At 42.6% G+C, this 19,615-nt stretch carries 16 protein-coding genes and 1 tRNA gene; 8 read left to right on the top strand and 9 right to left on the bottom strand.

Features of this window, described 5'->3' with window-relative positions; genetic code table 11:
• Positions 1–18: 18 nt before the first annotated feature.
• The 3 genes from J2X69_RS07890 to J2X69_RS07880 all read right to left on the bottom strand — a co-directional run bounded on the left by J2X69_RS07890 (position 19) and on the right by J2X69_RS07880 (position 2,972).
• Entirely contained in the window at positions 19–780 is a 762-nt protein-coding gene (locus J2X69_RS07890; RefSeq protein ID WP_310101153.1) for an SDR family oxidoreductase, read from the bottom strand.
• A gap of 409 nt (positions 781–1,189) precedes the next feature.
• A complete protein-coding gene (locus tag J2X69_RS07885) occupies positions 1,190–1,744 on the bottom strand; it encodes a GNAT family N-acetyltransferase (RefSeq protein ID WP_310101149.1) in 555 nt (184 codons plus the stop codon).
• A gap of 127 nt (positions 1,745–1,871) precedes the next feature.
• Entirely contained in the window at positions 1,872–2,972 is a 1,101-nt protein-coding gene (locus J2X69_RS07880; RefSeq protein ID WP_409014405.1) for a glycoside hydrolase family 130 protein, read from the bottom strand.
• A 227-nt stretch (positions 2,973–3,199) separates the two neighbouring features.
• On the opposite strand from J2X69_RS07880, the gene J2X69_RS07875 reads away from it, so the two are divergent.
• Positions 3,200–3,655 carry an excisionase family DNA-binding protein gene (locus J2X69_RS07875; RefSeq protein ID WP_310101144.1) on the top strand — a complete coding sequence of 152 codons (456 nt, stop codon included), beginning with the start codon at positions 3,200–3,202 and terminating at the stop codon, positions 3,653–3,655.
• Between the two features lie 147 nt (positions 3,656–3,802).
• Entirely contained in the window at positions 3,803–4,573 is a 771-nt protein-coding gene (locus J2X69_RS07870; RefSeq protein ID WP_310101141.1) for an arylamine N-acetyltransferase, read from the top strand.
• Positions 4,574–4,782: 209 nt separating this feature from the next.
• On the opposite strand, the gene J2X69_RS07865 is transcribed toward J2X69_RS07870, so the two are convergent.
• The 4 genes from J2X69_RS07865 to lepA all read right to left on the bottom strand — a co-directional run bounded on the left by J2X69_RS07865 (position 4,783) and on the right by lepA (position 8,246).
• Positions 4,783–4,866: transfer RNA gene (locus J2X69_RS07865), tRNA-Leu, on the bottom strand.
• Between the two features lie 145 nt (positions 4,867–5,011).
• Positions 5,012–5,896, bottom strand: coding sequence for a tetrahydrofolate dehydrogenase/cyclohydrolase catalytic domain-containing protein (locus tag J2X69_RS07860; protein WP_310101137.1), 885 nt, complete (start codon positions 5,894–5,896; stop codon positions 5,012–5,014).
• A 96-nt stretch (positions 5,897–5,992) separates the two neighbouring features.
• Positions 5,993–6,346 carry a four helix bundle protein gene (locus J2X69_RS07855; RefSeq protein ID WP_310101133.1) on the bottom strand — a complete coding sequence of 118 codons (354 nt, stop codon included), beginning with the start codon at positions 6,344–6,346 and terminating at the stop codon, positions 5,993–5,995.
• A 106-nt stretch (positions 6,347–6,452) separates the two neighbouring features.
• Complete coding sequence (lepA, locus tag J2X69_RS07850; protein WP_310101753.1) at positions 6,453–8,246, bottom strand: translation elongation factor 4; 1,794 nt, start codon at positions 8,244–8,246, stop codon at positions 6,453–6,455.
• Positions 8,247–9,234: 988 nt separating this feature from the next.
• Between lepA and J2X69_RS07845 the strand changes: the two genes are divergently transcribed.
• From J2X69_RS07845 to J2X69_RS07830, 4 genes are all read left to right on the top strand, one after another.
• Positions 9,235–10,389 carry an efflux RND transporter periplasmic adaptor subunit gene (locus J2X69_RS07845; protein WP_310101128.1) on the top strand — a complete coding sequence of 385 codons (1,155 nt, stop codon included), beginning with the start codon at positions 9,235–9,237 and terminating at the stop codon, positions 10,387–10,389.
• A gap of 156 nt (positions 10,390–10,545) precedes the next feature.
• Positions 10,546–13,755: an efflux RND transporter permease subunit gene (locus J2X69_RS07840; protein WP_310101124.1), complete on the top strand. Its 3,210-nt coding sequence runs from the start codon at positions 10,546–10,548 to the stop codon at positions 13,753–13,755.
• Positions 13,742–15,226 (top strand): efflux transporter outer membrane subunit, encoded by a 1,485-nt coding sequence (locus J2X69_RS07835; RefSeq protein WP_310101121.1) that lies wholly within the window; start codon positions 13,742–13,744, stop codon positions 15,224–15,226. Before J2X69_RS07840 ends, J2X69_RS07835 begins: the two co-directional genes overlap by 14 nt.
• Before the next feature lie 54 nt (positions 15,227–15,280).
• Positions 15,281–15,820: a DUF4924 family protein gene (locus J2X69_RS07830; RefSeq protein ID WP_310101118.1), complete on the top strand. Its 540-nt coding sequence runs from the start codon at positions 15,281–15,283 to the stop codon at positions 15,818–15,820.
• A 156-nt stretch (positions 15,821–15,976) separates the two neighbouring features.
• On the opposite strand, the gene J2X69_RS07825 is transcribed toward J2X69_RS07830, so the two are convergent.
• Positions 15,977–17,908 carry an AAA domain-containing protein gene (locus J2X69_RS07825; RefSeq protein ID WP_310101116.1) on the bottom strand — a complete coding sequence of 644 codons (1,932 nt, stop codon included), beginning with the start codon at positions 17,906–17,908 and terminating at the stop codon, positions 15,977–15,979.
• Positions 17,909–17,969: 61 nt separating this feature from the next.
• Between J2X69_RS07825 and J2X69_RS07820 the strand changes: the two genes are divergently transcribed.
• Both J2X69_RS07820 and J2X69_RS07815 read left to right on the top strand, forming a co-directional pair.
• Positions 17,970–18,575: an ACP phosphodiesterase gene (locus tag J2X69_RS07820; protein WP_310101113.1), complete on the top strand. Its 606-nt coding sequence runs from the start codon at positions 17,970–17,972 to the stop codon at positions 18,573–18,575.
• Complete coding sequence (locus tag J2X69_RS07815) at positions 18,562–19,020, top strand: hypothetical protein (protein WP_310101110.1); 459 nt, start codon at positions 18,562–18,564, stop codon at positions 19,018–19,020. The genes J2X69_RS07820 and J2X69_RS07815 overlap by 14 nt, the downstream gene beginning before the upstream one ends.
• Positions 19,021–19,041: 21 nt before the next feature.
• On the opposite strand, the gene J2X69_RS07810 is transcribed toward J2X69_RS07815, so the two are convergent.
• Complete coding sequence (locus tag J2X69_RS07810) at positions 19,042–19,581, bottom strand: inorganic diphosphatase (protein ID WP_310101107.1); 540 nt, start codon at positions 19,579–19,581, stop codon at positions 19,042–19,044.
• Positions 19,582–19,615 lie beyond the last annotated feature (34 nt).

Here is a 19,615-nt window from a genome sequence, read left to right as displayed (position 1 = left end):
GAAAATAAATCACGACTCCTACAAGAATATCCCACCTGAAACCTCTATACGCTGTCCATTGATCCATCGGGCATCTTCTGTGCATAGAAATGCCACCACGCCACCAATATCTTCCGCCTCTCCCACACGTCCCAAAGCAGTTACACTGGATATCAGATTTCGCCTCTGCTCATTATCCCGGGTTTGCCCTCCACCAAAATCGGTGGCAATCGCTCCCGGAGCTACCACATTTGCGGTAATCCTTCGAGGTCCAAGTTCTTTGGCTAAGTAGCGGGTAAACACTTCCACTCCACCTTTCATGGCTGCGTAGGCAGATGAATTAGGAAAGCTGAATCTCGCCAGACCTGAAGATATATTAATAATTCTACCACCATCGCTTAGAAGAGGCACTGCTTTTTGGGAAAGGAAATAAACACCCTTCAAGTGAATATTTGCCATTTCATCAAACTGCTCTTCCGAAGTCTCTAGGAAAGGAGTGTAAATCCCCGTTCCTGCATTGTTGATCAGGAAATCGAAGGTTTCAACTCCTTTCTCTTCCTTCAAATAAGTGGATAGCTGAGCAAAGAACCCCTCAAAAGTTTTCACATCACTGGAATCCAACTGAAAGGCCTTCCCTGATCTACCCAGTTTTTCAATCTCTGTCACTACTTCTTCTGCTGCGGGTTTATTCGTGTGATAAGTGATCACCACATCTATACCTTTTAGGGCGAGATTGATCGCCATATCCCTACCCAGACCACGGCTTCCGCCGGTGACCAATGCAATTTTACTTTCTGTCATCTTTTTGAAATTTTGTTTTCACAAAGCTCCCCTAAAATACAAAATCAGACTTAGCCAAATCTATGGATGATGTAGCCAAAAATGGAGCATATGAATAATTCAGCACTATCGTTTCCGTCCCACAGGTTGACTTTCCAAATCAAATAATTGACGATTTTTGCTCTTTCCATAAACGTCTGATTGCTGGGTAACAGCCTACAACTAACAAGTTTTGGAGAAATTATCCTATCCTAACTGTGTCAGTACGACAGGAAGCTTTATTTCTTTTACCGGTCAGCACTACACAAGTCACCGTCAATAAATAAAAGTGGATTTTATGCTTTCATGTGTCCCACAGACAGGAAGTAGTCAGTTAGTAGTCAGGAGACACAGTCCACTGTGCAGAACTGGATTAAACTAGATTATATTTCTATTTCAACTGAAGATGTTCAAGCGAAAGACCGAGCAGTTTCTTCTCTCCTACCGGCTGAAAACCCAATTTCAAGTACAGCTTCTTTGCTCCAGGGTTAGTTTTATCCACAAGCAAACCCAACGTTTTTCCCATCTTGCGTACGAGCTCATCGATAAGAAAATTAAGCAAGGTTGACCCAAGTCCCTTCCCCTGTTGGGTGCCCGCTACTCCAAGAGAATCTATGTAAAACTCTCCTGCCTGAGTCTCATCTTCTACTTTCAGATCTGCATCAAAATGCTTATGAACGTATTCCAAAACCGGTTTTCTCAACTCCCCTAGTTTCGCTCCATCATACACAAGAACAGCGGCTACAACCTCCCCTTCTTCCTCTGCGACATAGCAATTCTGAAAAGAATATTGGTTGCCTTCACTTTTCACAAAGTGAAGCAAAAAGTCTTTGCCTTTATCGTAATCCTGCTCTCCGATGAATTTGTAAATCACCTCTCCTGTAGCAAGCATTAGCAGTGCAGCAATCGCCTCAGAATCTTCAACTATGGCTTTTCGTATGTTCAATTTGTGATAGGGATTAGGATGCTCAAACCATTTACTTCCAACTCAAACAAAAGTAATAGTCTGTGAAATTCAATTGTAAAAGAAAGATTCTATGCTCACAAGACAAATTACCTCCCGAAAGAAAACCCTACTTACCCTCGGCAAATACTACTCCCACCATACTGTCTGCTGTACCATAGTAAAGCAACCACTTGCCTTCGAAATAAACCAAGCCTTCCAGAAAGGTGGTTCCCTCAGGGTATTGCCCTGATTTTTCAAATGCCAGTGTAGGCTGAATAAAGGGAGCTTCTACCCGATCGATCAATTTCCAAGGCTCTGCAGCAGAGAAGAGCGCCTGTCCACCGGTATAGACCCGGTTTCCGAGGTTTTTCACTCCCACCTGTTGTGAGTTGCCTGCATTGTAGAGCACTACAATTCCATCTTTGGTCAGCACCGGAGGAGGACCTGCCTCCACCAGCCAAGAATCAAAATATCCCGGACGTGGACTAAGCACAGGAACCCGGTTTCCTTCGTGGTTTTCTACCGGCTGCCAATGGACCAAGTCTTCCGAAGTAGCCAGCCAAATATGGGGAACCCCATAATACATCCAATATTTCCCATCTATTTTAGTGGCTGTCAACTTTCCGTCTTTTAGTTCAGTGACAATAGCACCGGATTTGGATTCCACATTGTGGTATTTCCCATCCTTCCACTCTTTGAAAATCGGCCCATGTTTTTCCCAGTTTCGCAGATCCCTTGAAGTGGCCACGGCAAGTCTTGGCACATCCCGGTTCCACTGCGTATAGGTCAGCACATACAGCCCCTCAGTAGTCTCTACGATCCGTGGATCCTCTGTCCCACCTGTCCATTCAAATTCCTTTTGATTGTCCTCTTTCGGATAAAATATCGGTTCATCCTCCCGCTCAAAGGCAAAACCGTCTACTGATGTGGCCAGACCTATTCTGGAGGTATGTCCACCGATTTCTTTTTCTCCCAGTTTTTCTTCTGCTCTATAGAGTACATATACGCTTCCGTCCCGGGCGATAGCAGCAGGATTAAAAGTAGCCATGGACTCCCATGCGACAGTTTTACCAGTCATGGGATCCACAAAACTGGTGGTGGGCTGAGGAGCTATAATGGGAATGGCTCCTTCAGGTCTAAGAAAAGGTCCCAGCATCCAGGTTTTTTCCTGAGCCTGCAGAGACAAAAAAGAAAATAAAAGCAGGATGAATGAAATCGGCTTCTTCATTTGGGTTGGATTTATTACGTTCAAGGTAAACCCAAGAATGCTGGAAAAAAAGTCAGCCATACCCCACCGTTTAAATGATAGGCTATGGGCAGTTGTAGCTGCTTGGATGGCTTTTGCCATTTATCCGTATTACTGGATACAACGTTGGTTTTATTAACATGAAATTCGAAATACACGAACACTGTTTCGAATATTTCGTATAGTTAAAGATTACAAAGAAAATGGAAATGAACACTATTGATGACATGGAAAGACCTTCTAAAGAAGAGCAAAAAGCAGCCATGGAGTCTTATGATGCATTGGCCGCAGCACTTGAACAGATTCATTCTGATTACCCTGAAATTGAAATTGAAGAGACTAGCGAGAGAATTAAAATTCCGATGAAAGCACTGCAACTTCTGGCTAAAATCTTAAAGGAAACCGGCAAGGGCAAGCCAGTATCAATCGTTCCAATTGCAACTGAAATCACTACTCAGGCAGCTGCGGAACTTATCGGATGCTCAAGACCGCATTTGGTAAAACTACTTGAAAACGGGGAAATCAGCTATACCAAAATAGGTAAGCACAGAAGGATCAAGTATCAGGACATCATTGATCACAAAAGAAAAATGAAAGCCGAACAGCGGAAGCTGCTTATAGAAATCATGAAAGCTGACGAAGATAGCAGGCTATATGATTCATAGTGTCAGATTCACTTGTGTCCTTGATACCAATGTGATTTATCCTATTGATTTCCAATTCAAAAAATAGTAGGATGTTCCACGCTTCTGAAACCATTGAAAAGACTCATCTTATACAGGAAGTAAATTAAGTATCACATTATTTTCCCTATGAATAAAGCAAAATATCTTGAACGAATCGATTACACTGACGGAATTGACGCTACAGATGATGTCTTGACAGAATTGCATAAGAAGCACGTCTATCAAATCCCATTTGAGAATTTGGATGTGTACTATAGTAGAAGGTTCGACTTAGATATCGAGAGGATCTATAAAAAAGTAATCAATGATAGACGCGGCGGTTTTTGCTACGAACTGAATTTGTTGTTTAACAAGCTTCTGACCGGGATTGGCTTCACAAGCAGAATCATAGCTTCGCGTATCATTGATCAAGACGGTACCCTTGGGCCAGAACTTGATCACATGGCCATATATGTAAAAACTGAAAAGGAATTTCTGCTTGATGTCGGCTACGGTGACTTGTTTATCACTCCGCTTGAGATCAGAAGTGGCGTGCAATATGATGGGAGAAATTACTTTCAAATTGACAAGTGGAATCAGCAGGAGTATCTTCTATCAATGTCTGCGGACGGGGTAGATTTTTCAAAACGGTATACGTTTAGTTTGGACGTAGTGAATGCCGAGGACTTTGACGCCATTTGCCTGGACAAACAAACTAATCCTGATTCATACTTTGTCAAGAATGTAATTTGCACCAAGCCTACAGAAACCGGCCGAGTGACTATTTTCAATGACAAATTTATGGAAAGGAAAGGTGAGTTGAGAATAGAAACACCAATTCTAGGGGAAGATGGTTTGACTAGGTATTTGAAGGATAAATTTAGCATTATGATCAGACGACAACCCACCAACAAGTAATCCTTATAGGCAAATTCTGTGGAAACTGAGCACTGCGGAGGGGAGCCGAAGAAGACACCCTCGCTGAACTTACCCATTCATATAAGCAAAAAAGCCTCAACCGAATAAACGATCAAGACTTTCAAGTGTAGTTTTTTTAATCCAGTGCTATACAAAATACTATACTGAAAACAAAAAACGGCCTGTACTTATCATACAGACCGTTTTTGTGCGCACGAGAGGATTCGAACCTCCACACTACTTAAAGCACCAGCCCCTCAAGCTGGCGTGTCTACCAGTTTCACCACGTGCGCGGTTAACAGTCTGCAAAAGTACCTGACTTGCCTATTCCATGCAAATCCAATACGAACCTTTTGCATTTATTTTCTTTGGAATTACCATTAGGTCCCTATTCGTGCCTGCCTTGCCGGTAGACATGTCCCACGAACAGAACCAATATTACCCGTAAACTTTCTTTTCCGCTGCCAATAGCGTATTGTAAAGCAAAGAAGCTATTGTCATCGGTCCTACACCACCCGGCACAGGTGTGATTGCAGAGGCTACTTCAGCCACCTCGTCAAACTTCACATCTCCAACCAATCTGAAACCGGACTTCTTACTTGCATCTTCGATTCGATGGATTCCCACATCTATCACCACTGCCCCGGGTTTCACCATATCCGCAGTCACAAAATGAGGTTTACCCAAAGCCACGATAAGAATATCCGCAGTTTTCGCTATTTCCGGAAGATTGGCAGTACGACTATGCGTCAGCGTCACAGTAGCATTTCCGGGATAGCCATTTCTAGCCATCAAAATACTCATGGGACTTCCGACGATATGACTTCTTCCGATCACCACGCAATGCTTGCCTGAGGTCTCAATATTATATCTCTTAAGCAATTCTATAATGCCGTAGGGAGTAGCCGCCACATACGCCGGCCAATTCAACGCCATACGTCCTACATTAGCAGGAGTAAATCCATCCACATCCTTTTCAGGCTTGATTTTATCAGTTACTTTCTCTACTGAGATATGCTTAGGCAAAGGAAGCTGCACGATCAATCCATCGATGGACGGGTTCTCGTTGATATCAGCGACTACTTTCAGCAGTTCCTCCTCTGATATGTTCTCTTCCAATCTCACCAATGTAGACTCAAAACCACATTCCTCACAAGCCTTCACTTTTGCCCCTACGTAGGTCTGACTCGCTCCGTCATTTCCGACTAATATTGCTGCTAAATGAGGGGTTTTACCTCCTTCTACTTTGATTTCCGCTACACGGGCAGCAATTTCAGATTTGATTTGCGATGAGGTTAGTTTTCCGTCAATTAGAATGGACATTTCTGTTTTTGGTTTACGATTTCAGATTTACGATTTACGAGATCTTTAGGACCTCCAATCCTTAAATTATAAAAGACACCGAAATGCTATTTAAGTTTAAGAAGATCTTGCTGTTTTTATACTTGAAACAATAATTGCTACTATTTCATCTGCTTCTTTAATTAGTCGTGTTATTTCAGATGATAATTCCTGATTGGTGTTTATTTCATCTATCACTTCAAGAAAGAACTGACTTTCATCACCCTCCTCTTCAACTATTTTCAATTTATTTATAAAATCCGCTTTTGATTTTGCCCTTCCCACTGCCCTATAATTTGCAGCAACAGAACTGGAGCTTCTTATCAACTGATTTACATAACTATTGTATTCTCTAGAATGAGGTAATTTCGAACATAGTCGCCAAACATCTATGGCGAATTGCTTTGTTCTTTTTATCATTTCCTGTTTCATAAGACACCATTTATTTAGAATTAAATCCAGAAAACAAGCCTATAAAATTTGAGGGTCGAGGTACAATTAAATCTCGTAAATCGTACTTCTTAAATCGTAAATCAAATTAATCCAATTTCAGCACCGCCATAAATGCCTCCTGAGGCACCTCGACGTTTCCGACTTGTCTCATTCGCTTCTTGCCCTTTTTCTGCTTTTCAAGAAGCTTACGCTTACGGGAAATATCACCACCATAGCACTTTGCCAATACGTTTTTACGCAAAGCTTTCACAGTCTCTCTGGCAATGATTTTCTGACCAATTGCCGCTTGAATTGCGATTTCAAACATTTGACGCGGAACCAATTCTTTCAGTTTCTCACAAAGTCTTCTGCCCCAATCGTAGGCTTTATCTCTATGGACTACTGCCGATAAAGCATCGACCGGCTCTCCATTTAGCATCACATCAAGTCTCACCATATGTGATACTTCGTAGCCTTTCAGTTCATAATCCAAGGAAGCATAACCTCTGGAAATGGTTTTCAGCTTGTCAAAAAAGTCAAAAACGATCTCTGCCAATGGCATATCGAACGTAAGCTCCACGCGCTCAGAAGTCAGGTAAACCTGATTTTTGATCTGTCCACGCTTGTCCATACACAGGGTGATTACCGCGCCTACGTATTCTGCTGCGGTTATGATGGAAGCCTTCACATAAGGCTCCTCGATATGCTTCATCCGGGTGGGATCCGGCATGTCAGACGGGGCATTGATAATCTGATAGGTATCATTGGTCATCAGCGCTTTGAACTGAACGGACGGTACTGTGGTAATCACAGTCATATCAAATTCACGTTCCAAACGCTCCTGGATAATTTCCATGTGAAGCATTCCCAAAAATCCACAACGGAATCCAAACCCTAAGGCCATGGAAGTCTCAGGTTCCCAAACCAGCGAAGCATCGTTCAGCTGAAGCTTCTCCATGGAGTAGCGGAGTTCCTCATAGTCCGTAGTCTCGACGGGATAAATCCCTGCAAAAACCATCGGCTTTACGTTCTCAAAACCCTGGATGGCTTTGTCACAAGGTCTCTTGATGTGCGTGATCGTATCCCCCACTTTGATTTCCTTGGCAACTTTCACCCCCGAGATCAGGTAACCTACGTTACCGGCACTCATGGTTTGCTGTGGGATTTGGTTTAAACCCAAAATCCCTATTTCATCCGCCTCGTATTCCTTGCCTGTATTGACAAATTTGATTTTGTCCCCTTTGCTGAAGGTTCCGTTGAAAATTCTAAAAATAACCTCCACTCCACGGAAAGGATTGTAAACCGAATCAAAGATCATAGCTTGAAGTGGAGCTTCCGGATCGCCTGTAGGAGCCGGAATTCTGTTCACTACAGCTTTCAGTATATCATCGATACCGATACCTGTTTTGCCGGAGGCCAAAATAATATCTTCCCTATCACAACCGATCAAATCAATCACCTCATCGGCCACAGCTTCAGGATCAGCTCCGGGAAGGTCAATTTTATTCAATACCGGAATGATTTCCAGATCATGACCAAGAGCCAAATACAGATTGGAAATCGTCTGCGCTTCGATTCCCTGAGAAGCATCCACAATTAGTAATGCGCCTTCACAGGCAGCAATAGATCGTGAAACTTCGTAGGAAAAATCCACGTGACCGGGTGTATCAATCAGGTTGAGCGTATAAACCTCACCCTCATGTGTATATTTCATCTGGATCGCATGAGACTTGATCGTGATTCCACGCTCGCGCTCCAGATCCATATTATCCAATAATTGATTCTGCATATCACGGTCAGAGACCGTCTGGGTCTCCTGCAGTAACCTATCCGCCAATGTACTTTTCCCATGATCAATATGGGCTATGATACAGAAATTCCTTATTTTTTGCATATCCATTCTTGCTGCAAAAGTAGTAAAAAATAGCAGGATCATTTTCATTTTCGAGTCTTTCTTACACAATCAGTACAGGCTATCGCCAAACTTAAAAAGTGTTAAAACTGCAGGAGTCACTCCCATAACCAAAATTTGTACCTGTCTAAAATCTGTTCCGAAAATCACTTTCAAAAAGACAATTCGATTACTTTTTCTACACTTTTCGCAAAAAAATACACGTTTTATTATGTTTTCCACACAAATCCCCACCAAAATCCGCCATTTCTACTTATAGGATGGATTTTTTGGCCATGGTATGATTATTTCTACTAGGAGCTTAATATGATGTGATTATCCGCAATGATGCCAGTAGCCTCATTTTCTTTGGTATAATGGCAGGAAGACCCGCCACGGCGAGGCTGGCCGATGACAGAAGACCGAAGTGGCCTCGACGCTAGTGTTTTCCAAATCCTATAATGCTTTAGTCTCTTTTACTGGCAGAAAAGCGGATATACATATAATATAATAATGGATTTAGGAAGCCTATCAACCAATGAAATCGAGCCTGTCCGACGACAGGCGGGCATGTGGCCAATAGAAAACAATTATAAACACATGAAATCGAGCATAACGAATAACGTCACACAAAGGGATGATTATTCACCGAGCGAGATTCTCCCGATCCGCCGCGGCGGACGGGACAGGCTATCTGACCTTTTAAAACAAAATATAAACAGATGAAATCGAGCATGACTCAGAACGTCACACACCGGGATGATTATCAATCATGCGAGATTCCATCTGACCATAAAAAATCAATTATAAACAGATGAAATCGAGCATGACTAAAAAGCCACACACCGGGATGATTATAGCCCTTGCGAGATTCCATCTGACCTCTTAAAACAAAATATAAACAGATGAAATCGAGCATGTCTAAGGCGACACACAGAGGGATGATTATTCAACGTGCGAGATTCCATATGACCATTGAAAATCAAATTATAAACAGATGAAATATCACTACTTATTCCGGCCAAGCAGAAAAACTCTGTTCACGATTCTCACCTCCGTGACACTAAGCGCATTAGCTTTTGGGTGTAAAAAAGCTGAAGTTGAAGAAGAGGGAATCCCATTGCCTATCTTGACACTGAAGGAAGAATCAGCGGCTCTGGCATTTAATTATCTGGGATCTATAGAGGGGGTAGAAAACGTTCAGATCCGCCCCCAAGTGGAAGGCATCCTTGAGGCAATCTATGTAGATGAAGGGCAGTACGTCAAAAAAGGCGATCCTTTGTTTAAGATCAACAGCCAGCCATACATGGAAGATTTGAAAAATGCTCAGGCCAATGTAGAACTTGAAAAAGCAAGGCTTAAAAAGGCGCAGACTGAGATTAACAGGCTCCGTCCTCTCATTGATAACGAAGTGATCTCCGAAGTGAGAATGGAAACTACCTTAGCTGATTATGAAGTAGCCCAATCATCACTTGCAAAAGCCGAAGCAGCAGCTGCAAATATGCAGATCAACATGAATTTCACTACGATAAGTGCTCCCGTAGATGGCTTGATGGGAAGAATTCCGAAATCAATTGGCAATGTGGTTAAGAAAACAGATGATGCTCCTCTCACCACCCTTTCCAACGTGAGGGAAATTTATGTTTATTTTTCCATGAGTGAATCTGACTACCTCTATTATGAGCGAATGAAAAAGGATTCCACTTCCAAGCGAATGAACCCTGACGTTAAACTGGTATTGGCAGACGGAAGTATTTATGATAAAGTAGGTAAAATCGATGCCAATTCAGGCCAAATCAGTCGTTCAACAGGCTCCATTACTTTACGCGCACACTTTGACAATCCTGATACACTGCTAAGAACCGGAAATACGGGTAAAATCTTAATGGAACAGATCTATCCAAATGCAATTCTCATCCCGCAGTCCGCGACCACTACTATTCAAGATAAGCGATTTATTTTCTTGCTAAATGACGACAACACTGTAGCTCAACATGAAATCACTATTGAAGGAAGGTCTGGCACGAATTATATAGTCAGCGGAAATACGCTAAAACCCAACGATAGAATCGTTACAGCCGGTCTCGACAAGTTGAGCGAGGGAGTTTTGGTCAACCCCCTAGAACAAGGAAAATTACTTTCCGACAATTAGCCCTTAACAACCAATAGATCCAGCCCAATCCTTTAACCGGATTGGGGAAGGATTCTAATCAAATTCATTAACATATTAATTCTCTCCGATTTGGAGAGGGGTGGCTATCCTTTTGGGTAGTTGCCATTTTTTGTCAAGGTTAACCCTGATGAACGCATGATAAAAAACATAATTCAAAGACCTGTCCTAGCATTGGTAATCTCCATCCTCTTGGTTTTGGCAGGGGCTGCAAGTATTTCCAAACTTCCAGTTGAGAGATTTCCCGAAATCGCACCTCCAAGTGTTAGTGTTCAGGTCTACTATCCAGGTGCAAACGCAGAAACCGTAGCCAAGTCTGTACTTCTTCCACTGGAAGAAGCTATAAACGGTGCTGAAAACATGAGTTACATCAATTCTACAGCCACCAATTCCGGAAGAGGGAGATCAACGGTGTATTTTGAGCCCGGTACTGACCCAAATGTAGCTGCTGTAGAAATTCAAAACAGAATTTCCATGGTAATGGAGCAGATTCCTTCCGAAGTAAGGGAAGCAGGTATCGTGGTATTAAAGAGACTGAAGGGGTCTTTGATGACTATCAACATCTACAGTGAAAACGGCACCTATGATGAAACTTTTCTGAATGCATATACCCGTATTAAAATAACCAGAGAACTTAAAAGAGTCGGGGGAATCGCAGAAGCCTCTATCCTTAGATCGAGAGATTATGCGATGCGAATCTGGCTAAACCCTGAGAAACTTGCGCTCTATGGATTGACCCCGCGGGATGTCATGGATGAAGTAAGAGATCAAAGTTTTGAGGCTGCCCCTGGGAAATTTGGAGAAAATTCTGAAGAGGTATTTGAAATTGTTTTGAAGCATGGTGGACGTTTCAGCGAGCCTGAAGAATACGAAAACCTAATTATTAAATCAGAAGCCGATGGTTCTCAGCTCAGACTGAAAGACGTTGCAAGACTTGAATTTGGTGCTTCAAACTATGCCAGTGAAAACCGGTTGGACGGAAAAGCCGCGGTGACCATTGATATCGTACAGCAACAGGGAGCCAATGCGGTGGAAATAGATAAGGAAGTGCGTGCAATAATGGAAGAGCAGGCAAATTCATTTCCCGACGGGATTAAATACAACATCACCTATAGTGTACGGGACCAGATAGATGAATCCATGCACCACGTCCAGAAAACACTTCTCGAAGCATTTGTATTGGTCTTTTTGGTTGTTTTCATCTTTTTGCAGGATTTTCGAGCCACTATTATTACGGCGATATCCATACCTGTGTCCCTGATCGGTACATTTTTATTTCTTCAGTTGATTGGAGCCACTATGAATGTATTAAGTATGTTTTCCATTGTACTGGCCATCGGTATTGTGGTAGATGATGCTATCGTAGTGATCGAAGCTATCTATGAGAAAATCCACGATCATGGTATGAATGTCATAGATGCAGTAAATGCGGCTATGTCAGAAATCACAGGAGCTATCATTTCCATCACCGTTGTAATTGCCGCTGTATTTCTGCCGGCAGGATTTCTAGATGGCCCTGTGGGTGTTTTTTACAAAGAATTCGCCTTCACCATCATCTTTGCAGTGCTGATCTCCGCTGTAAATGCACTGACTCTAGTCCCTGTACTAAGCGCATTGATTTTGGACAGGAAGAAGAGTGAGGAAAAGGCTGACAAAAAAGGTTTTTTTGCCAGAACCGGCATATCCTCGAAATTCAATAAGTTCAAATCCTATCAAGCTAGAGGGCTAAAAAAGTTCGATACAGTTTTTGACAAATTTACCTTTCAATATATTCGATTGGTCAAATGGTCCATTGCACGTAAGTGGTGGACATTAGGAGGATTGATATTGGTCACTGCCTTCACCTTCTTTCTTGCATCCATCACCCCCAAGGGTTTTATCCCGACAGAGGATGATAATTTTCTTATTTTCTCCCTTACCATGCCTGAAGGATCTTCCCTTCACAGAACAAACCAATTGCTTAGAGCAGCTGATTCAATTTTACATAAAGAACCTGCTGTGGCAAGTGTTAACACAGTTTCCGGATACAACATAGTCGATGACTCTGAAAGTGCATCCACAGGACTTGGTTATATCAAATTAAAAGAAATTAGTGGCAGGGGCGATATATCCAATATCAAGGAAGTAGTCAAGCACCTAACAAAAAAACTGGAGGTATTAAACGAGGCCAAAGTCAACATGTATCCCCGTCCTACCGTTCAGGGTTTCGGTAATTTTGACGGTGTGCAGATCGTTCTTCAGGATTATTCTGACGGAGACCTTGCCGAGTTCGGAGTGCTGGTCAATGAATTTGTAGCAGAGCTGTCCAGACAAAAGCAAATCGAGGGAGCTTTTACTTCATACAACACGAATTTCCCCCAATTCAAACTGGATATAGATTATGAGAAAGCAAAAGCATTGGGGGTAAGTGTCAAGGACATGATGTTTACGATTCAATCCAACTTCGGTAGGACAAGAGTAGGTGATTTTAATAGATTCACCCGCCAATATATGGTGTACATGCAATCCGACATTGAGTATAGAGAAACGCCTGATGCCATTAATTCCATCATGATAAAGAACAACAAGGACGAAATGGTGCCTCTGAGCTCTTTCGTGAGACTGGAGCCTTCCTATGGCCCGGAGACGGTGTTCAGATATAATCTATACAATGCTGCCAGGATCAACATCACCCCGGCCAAAGGTTATAGTACGGGTGATGTGATGAATATGATAGATGAATTCAGTGAGCAGAAATTACCCGCCAACTTGGGGTTTGAATGGACAGGCATGAGCTTGGAAGAGAAGAAATCGGGTTCTGACACGACCATTATTTTCATCATCAGTATAATCCTTACCTATTTTATTTTGGCTGCCCAATACGAAAGCTTCTGGCTCCCTATGGCGGTAATATTGTCACTTCCTGCAGGGATACTGGGGATCTACGCCTCCATTAACCTTGTTGGAATAGACAATAACATCTATGTGCAAGTAGGGATGATCATGCTTATAGGACTACTGGCAAAAAACGGTATTCTAATAGTGGAATTTGTGGCGCAAAAACGAAGGGCAGGCTTACCTGTGCTGGAAGCTGTAATAGAGGCCTGTAAACTAAGGCTACGTCCAATAATGATGACTTCCTTTGCATTTACTGCAGGACTTATCCCCTTGATGTTCTCAGTGGGCTCCTCAGCGGAAGGAACCAAATCAGTAAGTATAGGTACTGCAGGAGGAATGATTTTTGGAATTTCTCTAGGGCTTATTTTCATCCCTGTACTTGCCTTTGTCTTCCAACAATTGCAAGACCGCTTATCCCTGACCGTAAGTAAAAGAGTAGAGACAACAGAAACGAACAATGAATCATACTAAGAGACTACTACCCATTTTCATTATGCTTCTGGCAGCGGTAAGTTGCAAAGTCGGAGAAAATTATACCAGACCCGACCTTGATTTACCGGAAGAATATTACGGAGGCGAAAAGCTACAAGACAGTGTGTTTGTAGGCGAAAATGAAATCGCTACGATCAATTGGAAAGAATTCTTCAAGGATTCCACGCTAAATGCTCTGATTGACGCTGCTCTGGCAGGAAACTTTGATATGCAAAAAGTATCCAAGCAGATCGAAATAGCGAACGAGGGCTTTCTACAGTCAAAGGCTAACTTCCTCCCAAGCTTGGGAGCAAATCCTGCAGAATTCAGAAGAGAATATTTTGGGGGTAATTTTAATAATTACGGATCTAATCGTTCTAGAAGAAATCATGGTGAAAATATCCCCAAGACATTTTATACAGAAAACCTGGTATATGCTGTTTCTCTGCAGTCTAGTTGGGAAATAGACATCTGGGGAAAGCTGAGATGGCAAAAAGACGCTGCGCTCGCAGAATATATGCAAAGCCGGGAATTTAAGAAAGCAGTGCAAACTGCTTTGGTAGCTGAGATTGCCTCGACCTATTTTAATATCCTCATGCTCAAGTCACAGATGACAGTAGCGAAGCGTAATTATGACCTAAGCTTAAATACGCTAAAAGTTGTAAATCTTCAATACGAGGCAGGTGAAAACACGGCATTGGCAATTCAGCAAACTGAATCTCAAATGCTGCGTGCAAAGTCTCTGATTCCCCAGCTGGAGAAAGCATATGCCATTCAGGAAAACAAACTCAACAATCTGCTTGGCAGATCCCCACAGGAGATTGAATACAAAGGAGTGTTAGATCAGTTGGCACTGGACAGCTCGTATAGTACCGGAGTACCTTTGGAACTGATCCAAAACCGTCCTGATGTCGCTGCATCGGAGCTTGATCTCGTTGCAAGCAATGCCCGGGTAGGTATCAACAAGGCTATGAGATACCCTTCCCTAAGCATCAATGCTTCAACAGGGCTAAATTCCATGAGCTTCAGTAATGTCTTTGACCCGCTCGGCTCAGGATTTGCCATGATAAATGGTGCTCTTTTTCAACCGATTTTTCAAAACAGAAAACTTAAAACCAGGCATAGAATTGCTATTAAGGAAAGGGAAATCGCTGAAATTGACTTTAAGGAAAAAGTAACTCTCGCTGTCACTGAAGTATCCAGTGCGCTGGTGAGCATAGAAAAACTGGAGGAAGAATATACCATCGCCCAAGAACGCATGAGAGTGACTACCAAAGGTATGGCTAATGCTTTCCTGCTATTTGAAAGTGGATTTGCCAACTACCTTGAAATCATTAATGCCCAAGAAGATGCATTGCAAAACCAGCTGGAAGTGGTGCAGTTAAAGATGCAACTGATTCTTGCCAAAGTAGAGCTTTATAGAAGTTTGGGAGGCGGATGGACCGCTGAAGAACAGGAAGCAGTTGATTGATATCTTCTGAATCAGGAAAATAATCTCAACTTTGCTCCTTCAAACCCCAACACGATGCAGTCAGTAGCCGAAAACAAGAAGTCCCAAAATATAGCAGAATACATTATCTACATGTACCAAATGGAGGATTTGATCCGGTCTTATCAAGGGAATGCAGATGAAATCAAAACCTTCGTAGTAGAAAAGTATCCCGTCTCGGAGGATGAAAAAAAAGAGATAGCAGATTGGTACTTGACACTTCTGGACCAAATGAAAACTCAGGACATCTTGGAGCAAGGGCATCTGGATGAGTTGAACAAACTCGTAGGGGAATTGGCACAACTCCACTGGAGACTCCTGAAAACTGACTTTACCTACTTTGAAGTTTTCGGAAAAGCCAAACCATTTATTTTGGAAGCAGTGACGCAGGCTGAAGGACTAGTTCTGGGCAGCGAAATCCAAATCTGCCTGAATGGAGTTTATGGCTTATTGCTTTGCCGACTGCTGGGAAAGAAGGTCTCCGATGAGCAATCGAAAGCGGCAGATGCTTATGGAGATATTCTCAGCACGCTGAGCTATCATTACCGGGTCAGGAATTCTATTTCTAAAAATTGAGCAGAAATAAGATTGCAAAATTACAAAATTTGAAGATTGTTACCTAGAATTTTAATGGTGCATTTAGAAAGAAGTCCCCCTTTTTAAGGATTGGATCATGCTTAGTGATCGCCTACCAATGATTTGTGAATTCACGATTTAGAATTTTTCAATCTTTCAATCAGCAAGGAACTCCCAAACACTTCTGTACCCTTCATGCTTCTCAAAATACTGAAGCAACTTATCGAAAAAGGGATGCTGCCCCAGTGTACTGCTATCCCCGATCAAAACCAATTTTCGTTTTGCTCTGGTTAGCGCAACATTCATTCTGCGCACATCTGAAAGAAAGCCAATCTCCCCTTTCTCATTGGAGCGGGTAAGGGAAATCATCATCAGATCCCGCTCCTGACCTTGGAAACCATCCACTGTATCTATCGTAATCAGTTCTTTAACGGCATGCAGATTAGGGTAATCTTCCGAGTCAAAAATCAAGCTACGCAATCTACGTACCTGCGCACCGTAAGGAGCTATCAAACCAATGCTCCACTCTTTTTCGAGAAAATCAGCGACACCAATTCTTCCCACCAGCTCATTTAGATAGCTAGCCGCAAAAAGGGCTTCCTCAGGATTAAATGTACTCAGACTCTCCGGCTCCTGCTGATCCGAATATCCCGCTCCGGCGGTATCGATCCATTCTATGAAGGTTTCGTCTTCAGAAAACACATGAGCTTTTGTGCTTTCATCGGCAATCAATCTTCCCTGATAAAACTGCTCATTCGAAAAGCCCATAATCACTTCGGGCATTCTGTATTGCACCTGTAGCATCTGTGTCGCTTGTGATTTTCCGGAAATCACTTTCTCAAAAAGCGTCTCGGCAAGTCCATCTTTTGCTGCTTGATAGGACTTGATCGTGGGCGGAAGCTGACAATGATCACCGGCAAACACTACCTTCTTGGCCTTCAGGATCGGAATCCAAGTTGCTGCCTCCAATCCCTGCGCAGCTTCATCTATAAATACCACATCAAACTCCATCCCTTTTAGGCTATAAGAGGAAGCGCCCACAAGTGTGCTTGCAAATATTTTAGTCTTCTGAAAGATATCGTACTGAATGTATTCCTCAAGCGATTTGGAAGCTTCCCGTAGTCGGGAAACCTCTCCGTACATCAGCTTCCGCTGTGCCCGCTCCTCATGCCCAAAGCTGCGTTTGTATTGCTTGGCCAGTTTCAGGTATTGATCTGTTTCTTTACGGAGCTTTTTAAGATCCCTATAGCTGGAATGAAAAGCCGTTTTAGCATCAAGTGTCTGATTTAGGATTTTCTCCTCTACACGCGCAGGATGACCTAAGCGCAGAGTTTCTATTCCCCGATCGATCAGTTTCTCCACGAGCAAATCCACGGCAGCATTACTTGGTGCACACACCAGAATCGATTCTCCGGCGATCACGGAATCTTGGATCGCCTCGATCAGTGTAGTCGTCTTTCCGGTTCCGGGAGGCCCATGTACCACAGCTACGTCCTTGGCATTTGCGATCAGTTCACAGGCTTGGTTTTGTGAAAAATTGAGGTTGTACTTTGGTGCAATGTGCTTATCAAAAAAACGTGGAGCTTTCTCACCCAGCAAAATATCCTTCAATTCTTCCAATCGCCCGTTTTCTGATGAAATCACTTTCTTCATCGCAAACTCCATTTCTCTATAGCTAGCCTCATCGAAGAGCAAATCCACCCCCAGCTTACTTCCGTGCATCCACTCAGGCAACTCATCGGCCTGCAAAGTTACTGTCATGGTGTTTTGCCTTACAAAATTGACCACACCATTAACCCGGTCTTCCGCAGCATTATAAGACTCATGGGTGCTGAAAAATGTGACAGATTTACCGGAATTAAAAGCTGAAGCATGAGTAGAGTCTAGCCGCTCCACCTCCACCAATAGCCGCTCGCCCATCCCAATTTTACTTTTTTTCAGATGAACCGGATGCCAGGTAATTCCTTCTTTTTTCTTCTCTGCGAGTGAGGAATTCAAAAATTTCTGCTTGTATTGGGCGAGATCTTCCTGCCATTCTATCCTCAGCAGTTTCAGTCCTTTAGTTAATTCTTCCGTGATATTGGGCATCAATCCGTATTTTAGACGAAACTAATAAAAACATCACGAGTTTCTTCTATCACCACCGCTAATGAACTACCTAGCCCACGCTTATCTATCATTTGGTCAGGATGAAGTTCTTGTGGGTAACTTCATCGGGGATTTTGTAAAAGGAAAGATGATAAATACCTTTCCGCAAGAAGTCCAGAATGGGATTATGCTACATCGGGCAATAGACAAATTTACGGACACACATCCGCTGGTTCACGCAGGACAGAGTTATTTAAGACCGAAATTCGGACATTATGCCACGGTGATCACGGATATTTTCTTTGACTACTACCTTGCGAGAAACTGGGAGGCTTATTCCAAAATCCCTCTGGAAGAATTTATCCAAAACACCTATTTCACCCTAAACCGTTACCATCATCTTTTTCCCGATCGCTTTGCAAGCATGTTTCACTGGATGAAGCAAGACAATTGGCTGATGAAGTATGGGGAGATTGACGGGATCAGAGAAACGCTCACAGGTATGTCCCGCAGAACCCGCTTCGAATCCAAAATGGAAATGGCACATCTTTCCTTACTTGAGAAAGACGCAGAATTTCAAGTGATATTCTTCGCTTTTTTCAAGGATTTGGAGACTTTTGCACGAGTGAAAATAATAGAACTCCGAAATCCCCATGCTGGTCATTAAACCAAAAGTATCCACGTACATTTCATTAAGTCTAGTACTACTCATCCTGATTTCGGGTTTGGTGTATATCCTTAGGGATTTTACCTACATAGGAAGCTTTGGGATCTGGTTTTATCTGATTGCCTGCACGCTGATCACACTGGTAATTCTGATGCTTCTGGTGAAAATGCTGGCAGGCTTTCGGTTTATTACTGCAGGAAGGGATCAGATCATTGTCAAATTACCCTTGAGAGGCTATTCCAAAACTTATCCGGTCTCGCAAATTCTTGCCTGGGAAGAGGAAATCATACTTGCGAATAAAAAAGAATTCCGTCAGGTGACTATAGCTTTCTCGGATAGACAATCCATCTCTGTATCCAATCATGAACATGAAGCCTACAAAGACTTAATTGCCTATTTGACCAAGAAAGCTGGGAAGCAAAAGGTGAAAAGCAAAAAAGCCTGAGATCAATCTCAGGCTTCTGTTTTATTTTCTGGTTCGAAAATTTGCATCGTATAGATCCACGCTTTCTTGAATGATTCGCATCGCATCTTCTTTGCCCAGGAAGTCTTCTACTTTCACTTCCTTGTTCTCGAGCTTTTTATAATCTTCAAAGAATCTGTGAACCTCTTTCATCAAATGTGGAGGAAGATCATCGATATCATTGATGTAATTTACAGACTGATCGCCGGCAGCTACGGCTATTATTTTATCATCTGCCTCTCCACCATCGATCATCCGCATCACACCGATCACTTTGGCTTCTACCAGACACATGGAAGGAATGTCTATTTGAGAAATAATCAGAATATCCAAAGGATCATGATCCTCGCAGAAGGTCTGTGGAATAAATCCATAATTTGCAGGATAATGCACCGCAGAGAAGAGCACACGGTCCAGCATAAGCATCCCTGTTTTCTTGTCCAGTTCGTACTTTCCTTTACTGCCCTTAGGTATTTCAATTACACCTGTTACGAATTCAGGGGCATTTTTCCCAATGTTGACGTCATGCCAGGGATTAATCATAATATCGTGAATTAGTTGATAAAAAGTGAGGCTT

It is taken from the genome of Algoriphagus sp. 4150 (assembly GCF_031457395.1).
Lineage (GTDB): Bacteria > Bacteroidota > Bacteroidia > Cytophagales > Cyclobacteriaceae > Algoriphagus.
This window is presented reverse-complemented; position numbering and strand designations above follow the sequence as displayed.